The sequence below is a fragment of the Candidatus Pantoea communis genome (assembly GCF_011752685.1).
Taxonomy (GTDB): domain Bacteria; phylum Pseudomonadota; class Gammaproteobacteria; order Enterobacterales; family Enterobacteriaceae; genus Pantoea; species Pantoea communis.
This window is the reverse complement of sequence record NZ_VWXC01000001.1, coordinates 587,820-601,466: the sequence shown is the minus strand read 5'-3', so window position 1 is coordinate 601,466 and position 13,647 is coordinate 587,820. Positions and strand designations below refer to the sequence as shown.

The 13,647-nt window shown below is 56.9% G+C and carries 12 protein-coding genes; 7 read left to right on the top strand and 5 right to left on the bottom strand.

All coding sequences use genetic code 11. The features are described from left to right. Positions 1 to 202 precede the first annotated feature (202 nt). On the bottom strand, positions 203 to 1,882 hold the full coding sequence (gene treA, locus F3J37_RS03095) for an alpha,alpha-trehalase TreA (RefSeq protein WP_166931767.1): 1,680 nt from the start codon (positions 1,880 to 1,882) through the stop codon (positions 203 to 205). 207 nt (positions 1,883 to 2,089) lie between these two features. Here treA and ghrA point away from each other — a divergent pair, with 207 nt between their 5' ends. Genes ghrA through F3J37_RS03080 form a run of 3 tightly spaced genes read left to right on the top strand, consistent with a single transcriptional unit; the run spans position 2,090 to position 4,377 of the window. After that, positions 2,090 to 3,028: a glyoxylate/hydroxypyruvate reductase GhrA gene (ghrA, locus tag F3J37_RS03090; RefSeq protein WP_166931765.1), complete on the top strand. Its 939-nt coding sequence runs from the start codon at positions 2,090 to 2,092 to the stop codon at positions 3,026 to 3,028. Positions 3,029 to 3,052: 24 nt separating this feature from the next. Beyond that, entirely contained in the window at positions 3,053 to 3,790 is a 738-nt protein-coding gene (locus F3J37_RS03085) for a phosphatase (RefSeq protein WP_034821944.1), read from the top strand. A gap of 26 nt (positions 3,791 to 3,816) precedes the next feature. Next, positions 3,817 to 4,377: a TorD/DmsD family molecular chaperone gene (locus F3J37_RS03080; RefSeq protein WP_058959684.1), complete on the top strand. Its 561-nt coding sequence runs from the start codon at positions 3,817 to 3,819 to the stop codon at positions 4,375 to 4,377. On the opposite strand, the gene F3J37_RS03075 is transcribed toward F3J37_RS03080, so the two are convergent. Together F3J37_RS03075 and F3J37_RS03070 are read right to left on the bottom strand one after the other, a co-directional pair. Next, positions 4,378 to 5,739: a CoA transferase gene (locus tag F3J37_RS03075; RefSeq protein ID WP_166931762.1), complete on the bottom strand. Its 1,362-nt coding sequence runs from the start codon at positions 5,737 to 5,739 to the stop codon at positions 4,378 to 4,380. A gap of 47 nt (positions 5,740 to 5,786) precedes the next feature. Continuing rightward, complete coding sequence (locus F3J37_RS03070; RefSeq protein WP_166931759.1) at positions 5,787 to 6,671, bottom strand: DMT family transporter; 885 nt, start codon at positions 6,669 to 6,671, stop codon at positions 5,787 to 5,789. Positions 6,672 to 6,862: 191 nt separating this feature from the next. On the opposite strand from F3J37_RS03070, the gene F3J37_RS03065 reads away from it, so the two are divergent. Beyond that, on the top strand, positions 6,863 to 7,582 hold the full coding sequence (locus tag F3J37_RS03065; RefSeq protein ID WP_058959686.1) for a glutamine amidotransferase: 720 nt from the start codon (positions 6,863 to 6,865) through the stop codon (positions 7,580 to 7,582). On the opposite strand, the gene F3J37_RS03060 is transcribed toward F3J37_RS03065, so the two are convergent. Next, positions 7,570 to 8,133, bottom strand: a complete 564-nt coding sequence (locus F3J37_RS03060) for a class I SAM-dependent methyltransferase (RefSeq protein WP_097119214.1) — start codon at positions 8,131 to 8,133, stop codon at positions 7,570 to 7,572. The two genes, F3J37_RS03065 and F3J37_RS03060, sit on opposite strands and share 13 nt — an antisense overlap. Before the next feature lie 383 nt (positions 8,134 to 8,516). Between F3J37_RS03060 and exaC the strand changes: the two genes are divergently transcribed. The 3 genes from exaC (at position 8,517) to F3J37_RS03045 (ending at position 11,821) form a co-directional block, all read left to right on the top strand. Next, entirely contained in the window at positions 8,517 to 10,037 is a 1,521-nt protein-coding gene (exaC, locus tag F3J37_RS03055; protein WP_160832521.1) for an acetaldehyde dehydrogenase ExaC, read from the top strand. Positions 10,038 to 10,161: 124 nt separating this feature from the next. Continuing rightward, positions 10,162 to 11,505 (top strand): aryl-sulfate sulfotransferase, encoded by a 1,344-nt coding sequence (locus tag F3J37_RS03050; protein WP_166931756.1) that lies wholly within the window; start codon positions 10,162 to 10,164, stop codon positions 11,503 to 11,505. 151 nt (positions 11,506 to 11,656) lie between these two features. Continuing rightward, on the top strand, positions 11,657 to 11,821 hold the full coding sequence (locus F3J37_RS03045) for a hypothetical protein (RefSeq protein WP_166931753.1): 165 nt from the start codon (positions 11,657 to 11,659) through the stop codon (positions 11,819 to 11,821). A 78-nt stretch (positions 11,822 to 11,899) separates the two neighbouring features. Here the strand turns inward: F3J37_RS03045 and fumA are convergent, their stop codons facing one another. Continuing rightward, the gene (fumA, locus tag F3J37_RS03040; protein ID WP_097119217.1) at positions 11,900 to 13,543 is read right to left on the bottom strand and encodes a class I fumarate hydratase FumA; all 1,644 of its coding nucleotides are present in this window, start codon (positions 13,541 to 13,543) and stop codon (positions 11,900 to 11,902) included. Between the last annotated feature and the right edge of the window lie 104 nt (positions 13,544 to 13,647).

Below are 13,647 nucleotides of genomic sequence, written 5' to 3'. Positions count from 1 at the left end.
GGTTTCATGATGCAGTCATACCATCTGTCGCGGTGCGCGATGGTGTGTAAACCTGAGGTGATGACTTCGCTGTGTTCAGTGGTGGCATCGTATGCCTGAGATGATGGCATTCAGCACCTTAGCTTTGACAGCGCGAACCGATTGCGCTGCTACCGTTTGACAAACAAAGCAGTAGCAGCGGTTTTAAAGTAGAGGGAGAGGGTTATTTACCCGCACTCAGCGCGGGCATATTCGGGATATCGCTCGCGTTATTACAGGTGTGATCTTTCGGGCAGTATTTATCCAGTAGTTTGAGCGTCACGCCGTTGGTCCAGCCGAAACCGTCCTGCAACGGATATTCACCGCCACCACCGCCGCCCAGTTGCGCGCCTTCCACCACATACTTCTCAACCAGCTTGTGCTCTTTGTCGTAAGTGGCCTGCACGTTTTGCAGGAAGCGCTGACCAATTTCCTGCGCCAGCTTGGGTTGCTTGTAATGTTCCAGTCCTTCCACCGCCACCCATTGCAGCGGCGCCCAGCCATTTGGTGCATCCCATTGCTGACCATTGTTCACGGTGGTGGTCACCAAACCTCCCGGTTTCAACAGCTGTTTCTCCACCGCTTTGGCAGTGCGGTCCGCCTGTTTTTCACTCGCCACCTGCATATAGAGTGGGAACAAAGTAGCGGCGGTCAGCTGCGGATGAATGTGTTTTTTCTGCCAGTCGTAGTCGGCGTACCAGCCTTGCTTCTCATCCCACAGATAACGATTAATCGCTGCCTGGCGTTTCTCAGCATCTGCCGCGAACTGTTTGGCTTTGTCATCCTGATTCGCCAGTTTCGAGGCTTTGGACAACACCTGCTCCAGATGGAACATCAGGCTATTGAGATCGACCGGTGCCAGCTGGGTGGTGCGGATCGAGGCCAGATTGTGGGCATCGGTAAACCAGCGAGAGCTGAAATCCCAACCAGAAGCCGCACCGGCACGCAGATCGCGATACACCTGCTGTTTATTGCGATCCGGCGCTTTGTTGGCGGTGTTCACATCGTCGAGCCAGGATTCGGTGCGCGGCGCATCGCGGTCATCCCAGTAGCGGTTAAGCAGAGTACCGTCGCCAAGTTTGATCACACGCTTGCTGGCCTGACCGGCAGCGACCTTATCGCTGTCCGCCATCCAGTAGTCGTACTCTTTCTGCAACTGCGGCAAATACTGGCGATAGACATCATCACCTTTATGCGTCGCCAGCAGATCCACCATCAGGCTAAAGAACGGTGGCTGCGAGCGGCTGAGGTAATAACTGCGGTTGCCGTTCGGGATGTGGCCGTATTTATCCAGTTCGGTGGCGAAGTTATCCACCATATCTTGCACGCGATCCCAGTGCCCGCTTTCGGCGAGGCCCAGCATGGTGAAGTAGCTGTCCCAGTAATAGACTTCGCGGAAGCGGCCGCCGGGGACCACATAGGGTTTCGGCAGCGGCAACAGGGAATCATACTGGCTGGCGGTCGGTGTCGATCGTGTCAGCACCGGCCACAGTCCATTGATATGCTCACGCAGGCTTTGTCCGGCAGGCGGCACATATTTGTCCTGCTCTTTGGGCAGTGTGAAGTTGGCGTCAACAAAATGCTTGAGGTCGAAGTTGCGCTGGCTCTTTTGCATCTGCCAGTCCGCCAGTATCGAGGAAGGATTATACTTCGGAACCGCATCGGCAAAGGTTTTCTGATCCGGATAAAATTTTGCCTGCTGTACCGCATTAAACAGAGGCCCCAGGCGGATATCGGGCGGCTGTGGCTGGCTGCTTAGCATTCGGCTGGTATCTTCCGCCTGCGCAACAGAGGCGCTGGCCAGCAGCGCCGCGCTCAGTAAGAACGTCAGTGGCGCGGGGGTGAATTTGACATTTTTTATCATCGGTTTTTCTCCTTGTCCGAAAAGGTGGTGCGCTAACACATTGACCACCCGAACAACTTTAGTCGCTAACGTGCCGCTTAGCCGCCTCAGGCCATGGAAATGTGAAGCCGCGGGAATTAATCACGCAAGAAATTGCATTAACCTTAAGGTTTTTGCTTGCCCTGAAGCGCTATTTGCCTGAGGCTGAAGGAAAAAAAGGAGAGCTGTATGGAGATCATCTGGTATCACCCGTCGCAAGCCCCCGATCGCTGGCTAGCGGGACTACGTCAGCGTTTACCGCAAGCCAACGTGCGCTACTGGCAGCCAGGCGACACGGATCCGGCGGATTATGCCATCGTGCGTTCGCCACCCACCGAGATGCTGGCTGGTCGTCCATTGAAAGGTGTGTTTGCCATGGGCGCGGGCGTGGACGAAATTCTTAAGCAACTGCGTGCCCATCCGGAAATGTTAGCCGATGAGGTGCCGCTGTTCCGTCTCGAAGATACCGGCATGGCGCGACAGATGCAGGAATACGCCAACTGGTGCGTGCTGGGCTGGTTCCGCCGTTTTGCCGACTATCGTCAGCAGCAGCAACAGGCAAACTGGCAGCCACTCGACACAGCGGATCGCGCCAACTTCACCATCGGCGTGCTCGGTGCGGGCGTACTGGGCAGTAGCGTGCTGGAAAGTTTACGTCAGTGGGGTTTCCCGCTGCGCTGCTGGAGCCGCTCGGCTAAGCAGATTGAGGGCGTGCAAACCTTCCACGGTCGCGATCAGCTGGATGCGTTTCTGGATGGCACTCAGGTGCTGATCGATCTGTTGCCCACCACGCCGGAAACCACCAACCTGATCGATGAAAAGTTTCTGCGCGTGTTACCACAGGGTGCCTTTTTCCTCAATCTGGCGCGTGGCGCGCATGTGGTGGAAGCCGATCTGCTGGCCGCATTGAACAGCGGGCAACTGGCGGGCGCGGCGCTGGATGTGTTCCAGACCGAGCCACTGCCGGCGGATCACCCGCTCTGGTCTCATCCACATGTCACATTGACGCCACATACTGCGGCTATCACGTTGCCCGGCGAGGCGATGGATTTCATTGCCGGTGCCATACTTGCTCTGGAGCAAGGGGATCAGCCGGGTGGTTTAGTTGATCGCCAGCGCGGTTATTAATTCACATTGAGTCAGGAGAAGAGGATGTATCCCGTCGATTTGCATATGCACACCGTTGCCAGTACCCACGCATACAGCACACTGCATGACTATGTGGTGCAGGCGAAGCAGAATGGCCTGAAGCTGTTTGCCATCACCGATCACGGCCCGGATATGGCGGATGCGCCGCACTACTGGCACTTCGTTAATATGCGTATCTGGCCACGCGTGATTGATGGCGTAGGCGTTTTGCGTGGTATTGAAGCCAACATCAAAAATCAGCAGGGTGAAATTGACTGCAGCGGTCCGATGCTGGATGCACTGGATCTGATCGTGGCCGGTTTCCATGAGCCGGTGTATGCACCGCGTGATAAAGCGCATCACACGGAAGCGATGATTGCCGCGATGGCCGGTGGGCTGGTGCACATTATTTCGCATCCTGGCAACCCGAAATTCCCGGTGGATATCCGCGCCATTGCCGAAGCGGCCGCGCATTATGATGTGGCGCTGGAGATCAATAACTCCTCCTTTACCCATTCGCGTCCGGGCAGTGAACCCAACTGCCGCGCCATCGCTGAAGCAGTGCGTGATGCCGGCGGGCGTCTGGCGTTCGGTTCAGACTCTCACACCGCCTTTACCCTTGGTCATTTCGAACACTGCATCCGCATCACACGCGAAGTGGATTTTCCCGAGGATCGCGTGTTAAATGTCACGCCGCGCCGCCTGCTCGACTTCCTCGAACAGCGAACCGGTAAGCACATTGCTGAATTTGCGGACTTTTAACTTTTAGCCTCAAGGAATTCTGTTGCATGAATGAGTTTTCCATTCTCTGCCGCGTCATCGGCTCGCTGTTCAACCGCCAGCCACAAGATCCATTGCTGGTGCCGCTCTTCACCATGCTGCGTGAAGGCAAACTGAAGGCTCAGTGGCCGCTGGAGCAGGATGAACTGTTGACGCGTCTGCAGCAGAATAGCGATCCGCAGGCGCTGGCGGCGGATTACAACGCACTGTTCGTCGGCAGCGAATGCAGCGTACCGCCTTACGCCTCACAGTGGCCAAACGGCCCGCAGGAAGCGGATGTGCGTGCGTTTCTCTCTTCACGTGGCATGCCGTTAAGCGACGCGCCAGCCGACCATTTTGGCGTACTGCTGCTGGCGGCCTCGTGGCTGGAAGATCAGTCCGCGGAGGATGAGTTTGCTGCGCAATTAGCGCTGTTCGACGACTATCTGCTGCCGTGGTGCGGCGCGTTCCTCGGCAAAGTGGAAGCCCACGCGACCAGCGCGTTCTACCGCACGCTGGCCGCGCTGAGCCGTGAAGCCATTCAGGCAATGTACGACGAGCTGAACGAAGGCAACGACGAAGAAGCCTGATTACCAGCTGGCTGCGCCGCTGCCGAGCTTGACGCCCGGCGTGGCGCAGATCATCGGCGTGCCGGGCAGGTATGCAGCGGCACGCAACCTTTCGGCAATCCCCCACGCATTGATCTCAACTGTCGGCAGGGCATCGTCGTGCTGGGCGGTAATGCCATGCTGCGGCTGCTGCGGGGACGCGCCAAACTGTTGCAATAGCCTGGCGGTGCGCGCCAGCGATAAGCGAGCCTGCCAGCCAACGTGATTTTCCCGACGCTGACGCATCCCTTCCAGCACGGCGGCGGCCATCATATAGCCAGTGGCGTGATCGAGTGCCTGCACTGGCAGTGGTGTCGGTTTGGTGTTACCACGCCAGCTCATGCCCTGTTCGGCAATACCGCATCCCATCTGCACCAGACTGTCAAAGCCGCGACGATTGCGCCATGGTCCGCTCCAGCCCCACGCATTGAGACTGACATCCACCAATCCGGGCGACAGTTTGCGCCGTGACTCGGCATCCAGCCCCAGCTTTTCCAGCGCATCCGCGCGATAACCATGCACCAGCACATCAGCGTGTTTGATCAGATCGCGCAGCTGCTCAACGCCCGCTCTGGATTTGAGATCGAGCCGTGCGCAGCGTTTGCCGCAGGTGATCTCCTCCTCCAATGTTGGCTCTTCCCAGCCGTAAGGATCGATACGTAAAACCTGCGCGCCAAGGCTGGCGAGAAAACGCGTGGCGACCGGCCCGGCGATAATGCGCGTCAGATCCAGCACACGCACGCCGAGCAAGGGACGCGCCGTCGGCAGTTGCCAGCCGGGCGTGGGCGCATCCCCCGTGGCCTGTTGCGCGATCAGCGCTTCACTGCTGACGGCCAGCCCTTGTGGGTGCTGCAACCACTGTTGCTCACTGCGCATCTGCGCAGCACAGCCGCCAGCCTCAATCACGGCCTGCTCCAGCGCGGCCGCTTGCCACTGAGACACCCGCTGCGCTAACGCGGCGCGGTCGGCGTGTTGGCCGAGCACCTGCTCCATGGCCGAACGATGATGAGGGGCGTTGGTGTGCAGACGGATCCAGCCATCGGTGGTGGCGTAATCGCCTGCAAAGGGATCCCAGAGCGCGGCGGGTGAGCGATTTAACGGCGTGAGGCTGTGTTGAAACCAGCGAGAGGCGAGCCGCACATTGACGCTAACCGTGGCCGATTGCCCGAGCAAGTCGCTCACCGCCTGGCTTGCCAGCCCGATGCTGGTGGCGGCCAGTTCACTGACGGCAAACGCGGAAGAAAAGGTATCGGGCTGGAGAAAGCTGAGCGCGGGAAGGGGTTCCGCGCCACGCAATCCTTGCCACAGTTGCTGCCATAACGCGGCAGCAGATTGAGTATCCATATTGAGTCTCCGGAAAACGCGCGAGACTCAAGCATAGCAGAGAGAATTTAACGGCGGCGCAGGCGAGGAAAGCGCGCGTGCATGCGCAGATTACGCAGGTTGATTACCGCAATGGCGGTACCGAGCACCACCAGAGACGCCCCGAGAATCTTGAAGCTGTTCATGCTGTCGCCCAGCACAAATACGCCCATCAACACGGCCAGCACGGGCGTGAGCAGCGAGTAAGGCATGATTAAGTTGACGTTGTACTTTTTCAGCAACGAATACCACAAGGTATAAGCCACAATCGAGGAAGCCAGCGCGCTGTAAAGAATACCAAACCAGCCGCGCCAGCCCGCGTGACTTAAGGCGTAAAACTGGTGCGATTCGGTGAGCCAGGAAGCGGCACCGACAATCGGCACGGCGAGGAATGAGATCCAACCGGTGAGCGTCAGCGGTTTTATCGGCGGCGATTTCTTCACGATCATATTGCTGATGGCCCAGCCAAAGGCGCTGCACAGCAGTATGCACAGCACCCACCACGCCGGAATCGTGGGGCTGCCGGAGAGCACCGCCACGCCACCTAACGAGATCGCAATACCAAACAGCTGTACCAGCGTCAGCTTCTCTTTTAGCACCAGCATTGCCAGCAACATGGCAATCGGCGTACCGAGCTGCACCACAATCGCGCCGGTTCCGGCATCGGTAAAGCGCATGCCGACAAACAGCAGCGAGAAGTGCATGAAGCCAAAAGTGAAGGCAAGGGTGAGCAGCCACGGCAGCTGTTCGCGCGTAATGCGGCAGAACGGCACCAGTACAATCGCCACCACCACGAAGCGCATCCAGGTGAGGAACAGCGGCGGAAGTTCCAGCAATCCCCACTTCACCGCCACGTTATTGAAAGCCCAGATGGAGACCACCATCAGAACCATAAAGAAATGCCGCACTGCCACAATGTCATCCTTCACATGAAAGGGGGGTAATCACCGGCTAATCATGGCACGAAGCCGTGCATTTCTGTGACATTGTGCAAAAATATTTTTCGCTATGGCATGAGCTTATGCAGGAAAAAAATAAGACAGGTCACTGATTTCCTGTCAAAGTGGATGTCCGAAAGCTGACTCCGTTAAGGAATGAATTCGGAATGACACACACCCGCGCGTTACCCCTTGCTCTGATTCAACTCGAAGTCCCGCCACCGCAGGTCGTGGCGCAAATTGGTGAACAACCCGTCTGGTTTATTGATGCGCTGCAACTGCAGCCGGAAGACTATGTGATTGTCCGTCCGCATCTTGGCGAAGAGTTGCCGGCGTTTGATCGCGTCAGCGGCGCGATTCTCAGCGGCTCCTGGGCAATGGTCACCGACCACGCCGACTGGAGCGAACGCACGGCCGCATGGATTCGTGGCGCGCTGGAAGCGGAGCTGCCGCTGCTGGGCGTCTGTTACGGTCATCAGCTGATGGCGTATGCGCTGGGCGGCAAAGTGGGTGATAACCCGAACGGCTGGGAGCGCGGCTTGAAAACCCTGACCCACACTGCCAGTGATGATCCCTGGTTAGCGACGTTACCAGGTGAATTCCAGGCGTGGTTGTCACATCGCCAGTCGGTGATTACGCCGCCGTCGCAGGCTGAAGTATTGGCACGTTCCGAGCTGGATGGCTGCCAGATTTTACGTTATTCCCCGCAGGCGCTGTCGGTGCAGTTCCACCCGGAGTTTACCCGCGAAATCATGACCACCTGCTTACCGGAAGGCGTGAGTGATGATGGCGCGCAGGTCGCCGGTGAGGATTGGTCACGTGAGTTGCTCCAAAGATTCTGGCAGCAAACGCGGCCGCAGCCGCGCGTGCAGGCTCAGGGCGCGTAATGCCGTGTGCAGCGATAAACCCAGGCGGGCGGCATATTTTTCAGCACCCGCTGGCGCTGCCAGGTGAAGTAACGTGACAGAGTAGGTTGGGTCAATGAGGTGTATTGAAACTGGATAAATACACCGCGCGGGCCCAATACATCGTGCACGGCGCTTAGAATCGCTTCGCGCGTTTCCGGCGGCAGCGACAGCAGCGGCAGGCCGGAAAAGATCACATCGTATTCACCCGACAAGTACTCGGCTGAGCACGCACGCACCTGCATGCGGGGATCGCTCCACGCGCGCAAACTCTTCACTAAATCTGGACTGATCTCGAACACATCTAATTGAGCCTGCGGCGACATTCTGTCCAGAATATGACGGGTTAACACGCCGTCACCGGCACCGAGTTCGGCGATACGCAGGCTGTGATCCCAGTTGGCGGCATCGCACATGGTGCGGCACAGCGCAGCAGAGGAGGGCGTGATGCTGCCCATCTTGCGCGGGTTTCGAATAAATTGCTGAACAAAGTTCGCTTTGGCGCGCATTAACGTCAGGGCTGAAGCCAACATCTCTTTCTCCTGATGAGTATCCTGTTTCATATTGACCAAATTCATTGCGTTTGTTTCGCTTTTCGCTGCATATGCGGCAAAACTCGGAATTTTCCGCAACGAAGCGGGGAAGAAATTGGAGGGATGTAAAGCTGATAACCTGGCTGTGAATTGGCGCAATAGACTCCGGCCATCTGCGGCAGGCAAGAGCGTAACGTTTAATCAATGCTGAGACTGACGTGCAGGATCATCACGCCTAAATCTCAAACCCTCATTCCCGGAATTTTCCTTCGGTGCGGTCACAGTTTCCCGCTCTGCGATCTGACAGGCTGACATTGATCGATCAATGTTAATAACAGGTTTCATAGTTGTTATTCGCCACTCTGTCCGCAAGGAGAAACACCATGCGTTACGCTGCTCCGGGAGAACAAGGTTCTCTCATCACTCTGCAATCGCGTTATGGCAACTTTATCAACGGCGAATTCGTTGCGCCGGTGAACGGTAATTACTTCGTCAACACCACCCCGATTAACGGTTCCACCATCGGCGAGTTCCCGCGTTCGGATAAGGCCGATATCGATAATGCGGTGGCGGCAGCACAGGCCGCTGCGGATGCCTGGGGCAAAACCTCCCCGCAGGCGCGTTCGCTGGTGCTGCTGAAAATCGCCGATCGACTGGAAGAGAAGCTGGAATACATTGCGGTCAACGAAACCTGGGATAACGGCAAGCCGGTACGTGAAACCCTGGCCGCTGACCTACCGCTGGCGGTAGACCACTTCCGCTACTTCGCGGGCTGCGTGCGCGCACAGGAAGGCACGGCAGCGGAAATCGACGAATTCACCGCCGCTTACCACTTCCATGAACCGCTGGGCGTGGTCGGGCAAATCATCCCGTGGAACTTCCCGCTATTAATGGCGGCGTGGAAACTGGCTCCGGCGCTCGGAGCGGGTAACTGCGTGGTGTTAAAACCGGCTGAGCAGACGCCCTTGTCGATCACCCTGTTTATGGAAGTGATCAAAGATCTGGTACCGCCGGGTGTCATCAACGTGGTGCACGGTTACGGTAAAGAAGCCGGTGAAGCGCTGGCGTCACATCCGGGCATCGCCAAGATCGCCTTTACCGGCTCCACCGCTACCGGTGGGCATATCCTCGAACTGGCGGCGAAAAGCCTGATCCCGTCCACCGTTGAGCTGGGCGGTAAATCACCGAACATCTTCTTTGAAGACATCATGGATGCGGAAGAGAGCTTTATCGAGAAAGCGGCAGAAGGCGTGGTGCTCGGTTTCCTCAATCAGGGCGAAGTCTGTACCTGTCCGTCACGCGCGCTGGTGCAAGAGTCGATCTTTGAGCCGTTTATGGCGGCCGTCATGAAACGTATTAAAACCATCAAACGCGGCGATCCGCTGGATACCGAAACCATGATTGGCGCGCAGGCGTCGCAGCAGCAGTTCGACAAAATCCTCTCTTATCTGGAAATCGCGCAGAAAGAGGGTGCACAGGTGCTGCACGGCGGCGGTGTAGAGAAGATTGGTGAAGCGTTCGATAGCGGCTACTACATTCAGCCAACGCTGCTGAAAGGCGACAACAGCATGCGCGTGTTCCAGGAGGAGATCTTTGGACCGGTGGTCGGTGTACTGACCTTCAAAGATGAAGCGGAAGCCCTCGCCATCGCCAATGACTCGATCTACGGACTGGGCGCAGGTGTATGGACCCGTGATATCAACCGCGCCTATCGTATGGGGCGCGCGATTAAAGCGGGCCGTGTCTGGACCAACTGTTATCACCTCTATCCGGCACATGCGGCGTTCGGTGGCTATAAAAAATCCGGTATCGGTCGCGAGACCCATAAAATGATGCTTGATCACTACCAGCAAACCAAAAACCTGCTGGTGAGCTACAGCACGCAACCGCTGGGCTTCTTCTAAGCACTCAGGCAGCGGGTCATGCCGCTGCCTTTTCTCCCACATGCCTCATTCGGACTAATCCTGCCGCCATTCGCATCTACCCTATAAGGGCGTTTTCTTTCTCCCTTAGTCAGGATGGTGAATTATGCGTATTGCGGCAACGTTGTCTGTCTGCCTGTTGTCCCTCTCATTTGGTGCATCGGCCATTCCCAGTGCGTTTCCTACGGGCGTGACGTATTACGATCCCGCGCGTGCCTGGAACGGTTATGTGGTGATCCCCGGCAGCGATAACCAAACCCACTTAATTGATATGACCGGGCAGGAAGTGCATCGCTGGGCCTATGAAGGATTCCCGAGCTGGCCAATTCCCAGTGATCGCGTCAACGGCCAGCGGGGGCATCTGTTGGTACAGCTGGAGCGTCAGAAAGATCTCGATAAGGAAGCCAGCCCCGGCAACGGCATGGTGAATGCCAGCGTGGCGGAAGTGGACTGGAACGGTGCGGTACAGTGGCAATACGGCAGTCAGCAGCAGCCGGTGCACCAACACCATGAAATCCAGCGCCTGGCAGATGGCAACACGCTGGTGCTGGGCGCGACACTGCGCCAGCTGCCGGGCTACAACTATCGCATTATCGATAATACGCTGGAGGAGGTGTCGCCGCAGGGGGAAAAGCTATGGAGCTGGTCGGTGGCCGATCACCTCAATGAGCTGGGTTTTTCTGACGCGCAACTGGCGATGATCCGTGACAGCCAGGACGCTGACTTTTTGCATATGAACACGGCGGCACCGCTGGGACCAAACCCGTGGTTTGATAAAGGCGATCAACGCTTTGCCCCTGACAACATCCTGTTTAACTCGCGCAACGGCAACGTGGCAGTGATTGTCGATCGGCAGACGGGCAAAGTGGTGTGGCGCATTGGGCCTGATTATCCAGCGCTGAAGCTGGATACCCCGCTGCCGCGTCCGCTGGATCAGCTGATTGGCGAGCACGATGTGCACATGATCGGACCGGGCTTGCCGGGTGCTGGCAATATTCTGATTTTTGATAATCAGGGCAACGCCGGATTCCCGCCCACGCGGCAAGGATTCTTCTCCGCTTCACGCGTCATTGAAGTGAACCCGCAGACCAAACAAATCGTCTGGGAGTACACCGGCGAGAAATCAGGACAAGCGATCTCCACCTTCTACAGTGCCTATATCAGCAACGCGCAGCGCCTGCCGAATGGCAACACCTTGATCAACGAAGGGCAGAGCGGCCGCCTGTTCCAGGTGACACCGCAGGGCGCGATTGTCTGGGAGTACGTCAGCCCGTTTTACGGCAAAGCGATGCCGCGCGATCACTACAGTGGCAACACGGTGTATCGCGCCTACATGGTGGATTACCGCTGGGCACCGGATGGGACACCGCACAGTGAGAAGGCGGTGACAGCGGATTGCATCCGTTATCCGGCGCTACCAGGTTGTCCGGCACTGACATCCTCACAGTAAGAAATGTGCGTTACTTCTTTAATCAGACTGTCATTTGGCCGTGACAGAGTGCCTGCATCACGAAAGCAGAATATTCCGCTACATTTGAGCCTGGTCTTGTCGATATAAGAGTGTAGGGAAAGTAAAGTCGCGCACCATTTTAAGGAAAAACATGAACACATTGCATAAGTTTCAGGAACAGCACGATGACGTGCTGGATGCCGATGATCAGCACATCATCACGGTGAATCTGCCGGGACGTCAGGCGATCTACGTGATTGGTCAAAACGATGATGATGCCGATATGCTGTTAGACGTACAACTCGGTGCGATGTAAGCATCGCGCAGTGCTCACCCCATAAAAAAATCCGCAGCCATAAGCCGCGGATTTTTAGTTTTAGCACGGCTTAAAGCCTTACTTCACGCAGGCAGAACACTGATTGTGGATCTGCTGGAAGAAGTCATTGCCTTTGTCATCCACCAGGATAAACGCCGGGAAGTTCTCCACTTCAATCTTCCAGATGGCTTCCATTCCCAGTTCTGCGTACTCCACGCATTCCAGACTCTTAATACTCTGCTGCGCCAGTACCGCTGCCGGGCCGCCGATGCTGCCGAGGTAGAAGCCGCCGTGTTTATGGCAGGCATCAGTCACCTGTTTGCTGCGGTTGCCTTTTGCCAGCATCACCATGCTGCCGCCGTGTTCCTGCAGCAGGTCAACGTAGGAGTCCATACGACCCGCGGTGGTTGGGCCAAGTGAACCGGAGGCATAACCTTCCGGGGTTTTCGCCGGACCCGCGTAATACACTGGGTGATCCTTAATGTACTGCGGCAAACCTTCGCCGTTGTCGATGCGCTCTTTCAGTTTGGCGTGGGCAATATCACGCGCCACGATAATGGTGCCGTTCAGCGACAGGCGGGTTGCCACGGGATAGGATGACAGCTGCGCCAGAATGTCACTCATCGGGCGGTTAAGATCGACATTCACCACTTCGCCTTCGCCCTGCTGACGCAGTTCTTCCGGGATATAGCGGCCTGGGTTATCTTCCAGTTTCTCGATCCAGATGCCTTCGCGGTTGATTTTGGCTTTGATATTACGGTCAGCCGAGCAAGAGACACCCATGCCCACCGGGCAAGACGCACCATGACGCGGCAGACGCACCACGCGAATATCGTGGGCGAAGTATTTACCGCCGAACTGTGCGCCGAGGCCCAGCTCTTGTGAGGCTTTCAGCAGTTCCTGCTCCAATGCCACGTCACGGAATGCCTGACCGTGTTCGTTACCTTCGGTCGGCAGTGAATCGTAGTAGTGGGTGGAAGCCAGCTTAACGGTTTTCAGCGTGCTTTCTGCTGAGGTACCGCCAATCACAAACGCGATATGGTACGGCGGGCAGGCGGCGGTGCCGAGCGACATCATTTTATCGACCAGATAATTCTTCAGCTTGGCCGGGGTGATCAGCGCTTTGGTTTCCTGATACAGATAGGTTTTGTTGGCAGAACCGCCGCCTTTGGCGATGCACAGGAATTTGTACTCGTCGCCATCCACGCTGTAGAGATCGATCTGCGCCGGCAGGTTGGTGCCGGTATTGACCTCTTTGTACATATCCAGCGCGGCGTTCTGCGAGTAACGCAGGTTGTCTTCAATAAAGGTGTTATAGACGCCTTGTGACAGCGCGGCTTCATCGCCACCACCGGTCCAGACGCGCTGGCCTTTTTTGCCCATGATGATCGCCGTGCCGGTGTCCTGGCAGGTCGGCAGCACGCCTTTGGCGGCGATTTCCGAGTTACGCAGGAATTGCAGGGCAACGTATTTGTCGTTCTTGCTGGCTTCGTCATCCGCCAGAATCGCGGCAACCTGCGCCTGATGCGAGGCGCGCAGCATGAATGAAGCATCATGGAATGCCTGCTTCGCCAGCAGCGTCAGGGCTTTCGGATCGACTTTCAACACCTCTTCGCCATCGAAGTTGGCTACTGAGACGTAATCGCGGCTCAGCAGATAGTATTCGGTATCATCTTTGGCGAGAGGAAAGGGATTCTGATAATAGAAGGGTTTGTTCGACATGTTGGCTCACTTAGCTTCGTGTCGCCTGTCAGAGTGGCAGGTGACAAATTAGGCGATCTGTTTTTAGATTTTCTCTCGCCAGCCCTCCGCAAGGGCTGACTGGC

Coding starts and splice junctions, on each gene's coding strand:
- exaC (WP_160832521.1), top strand. CDS start 8,517: ATGCGTTACGCTGCTCCGGGAGAACAAGGTTCTCTCATCACTCTGCAA.
- F3J37_RS03045 (WP_166931753.1), top strand. CDS start 11,657: ATGAACACATTGCATAAGTTTCAGGAACAGCACGATGACGTGCTGGAT.
- ghrA (WP_166931765.1), top strand. CDS start 2,090: ATGGAGATCATCTGGTATCACCCGTCGCAAGCCCCCGATCGCTGGCTA.
- treA (WP_166931767.1), bottom strand. CDS start 1,882: ATGATAAAAAATGTCAAATTCACCCCCGCGCCACTGACGTTCTTACTG.
- F3J37_RS03085 (WP_034821944.1), top strand. CDS start 3,053: ATGTATCCCGTCGATTTGCATATGCACACCGTTGCCAGTACCCACGCA.
- fumA (WP_097119217.1), bottom strand. CDS start 13,543: ATGTCGAACAAACCCTTCTATTATCAGAATCCCTTTCCTCTCGCCAAA.
- F3J37_RS03060 (WP_097119214.1), bottom strand. CDS start 8,133: ATGTTGGCTTCAGCCCTGACGTTAATGCGCGCCAAAGCGAACTTTGTT.
- F3J37_RS03080 (WP_058959684.1), top strand. CDS start 3,817: ATGAATGAGTTTTCCATTCTCTGCCGCGTCATCGGCTCGCTGTTCAAC.
- F3J37_RS03075 (WP_166931762.1), bottom strand. CDS start 5,739: ATGGATACTCAATCTGCTGCCGCGTTATGGCAGCAACTGTGGCAAGGA.
- F3J37_RS03050 (WP_166931756.1), top strand. CDS start 10,162: ATGCGTATTGCGGCAACGTTGTCTGTCTGCCTGTTGTCCCTCTCATTT.
- F3J37_RS03065 (WP_058959686.1), top strand. CDS start 6,863: ATGACACACACCCGCGCGTTACCCCTTGCTCTGATTCAACTCGAAGTC.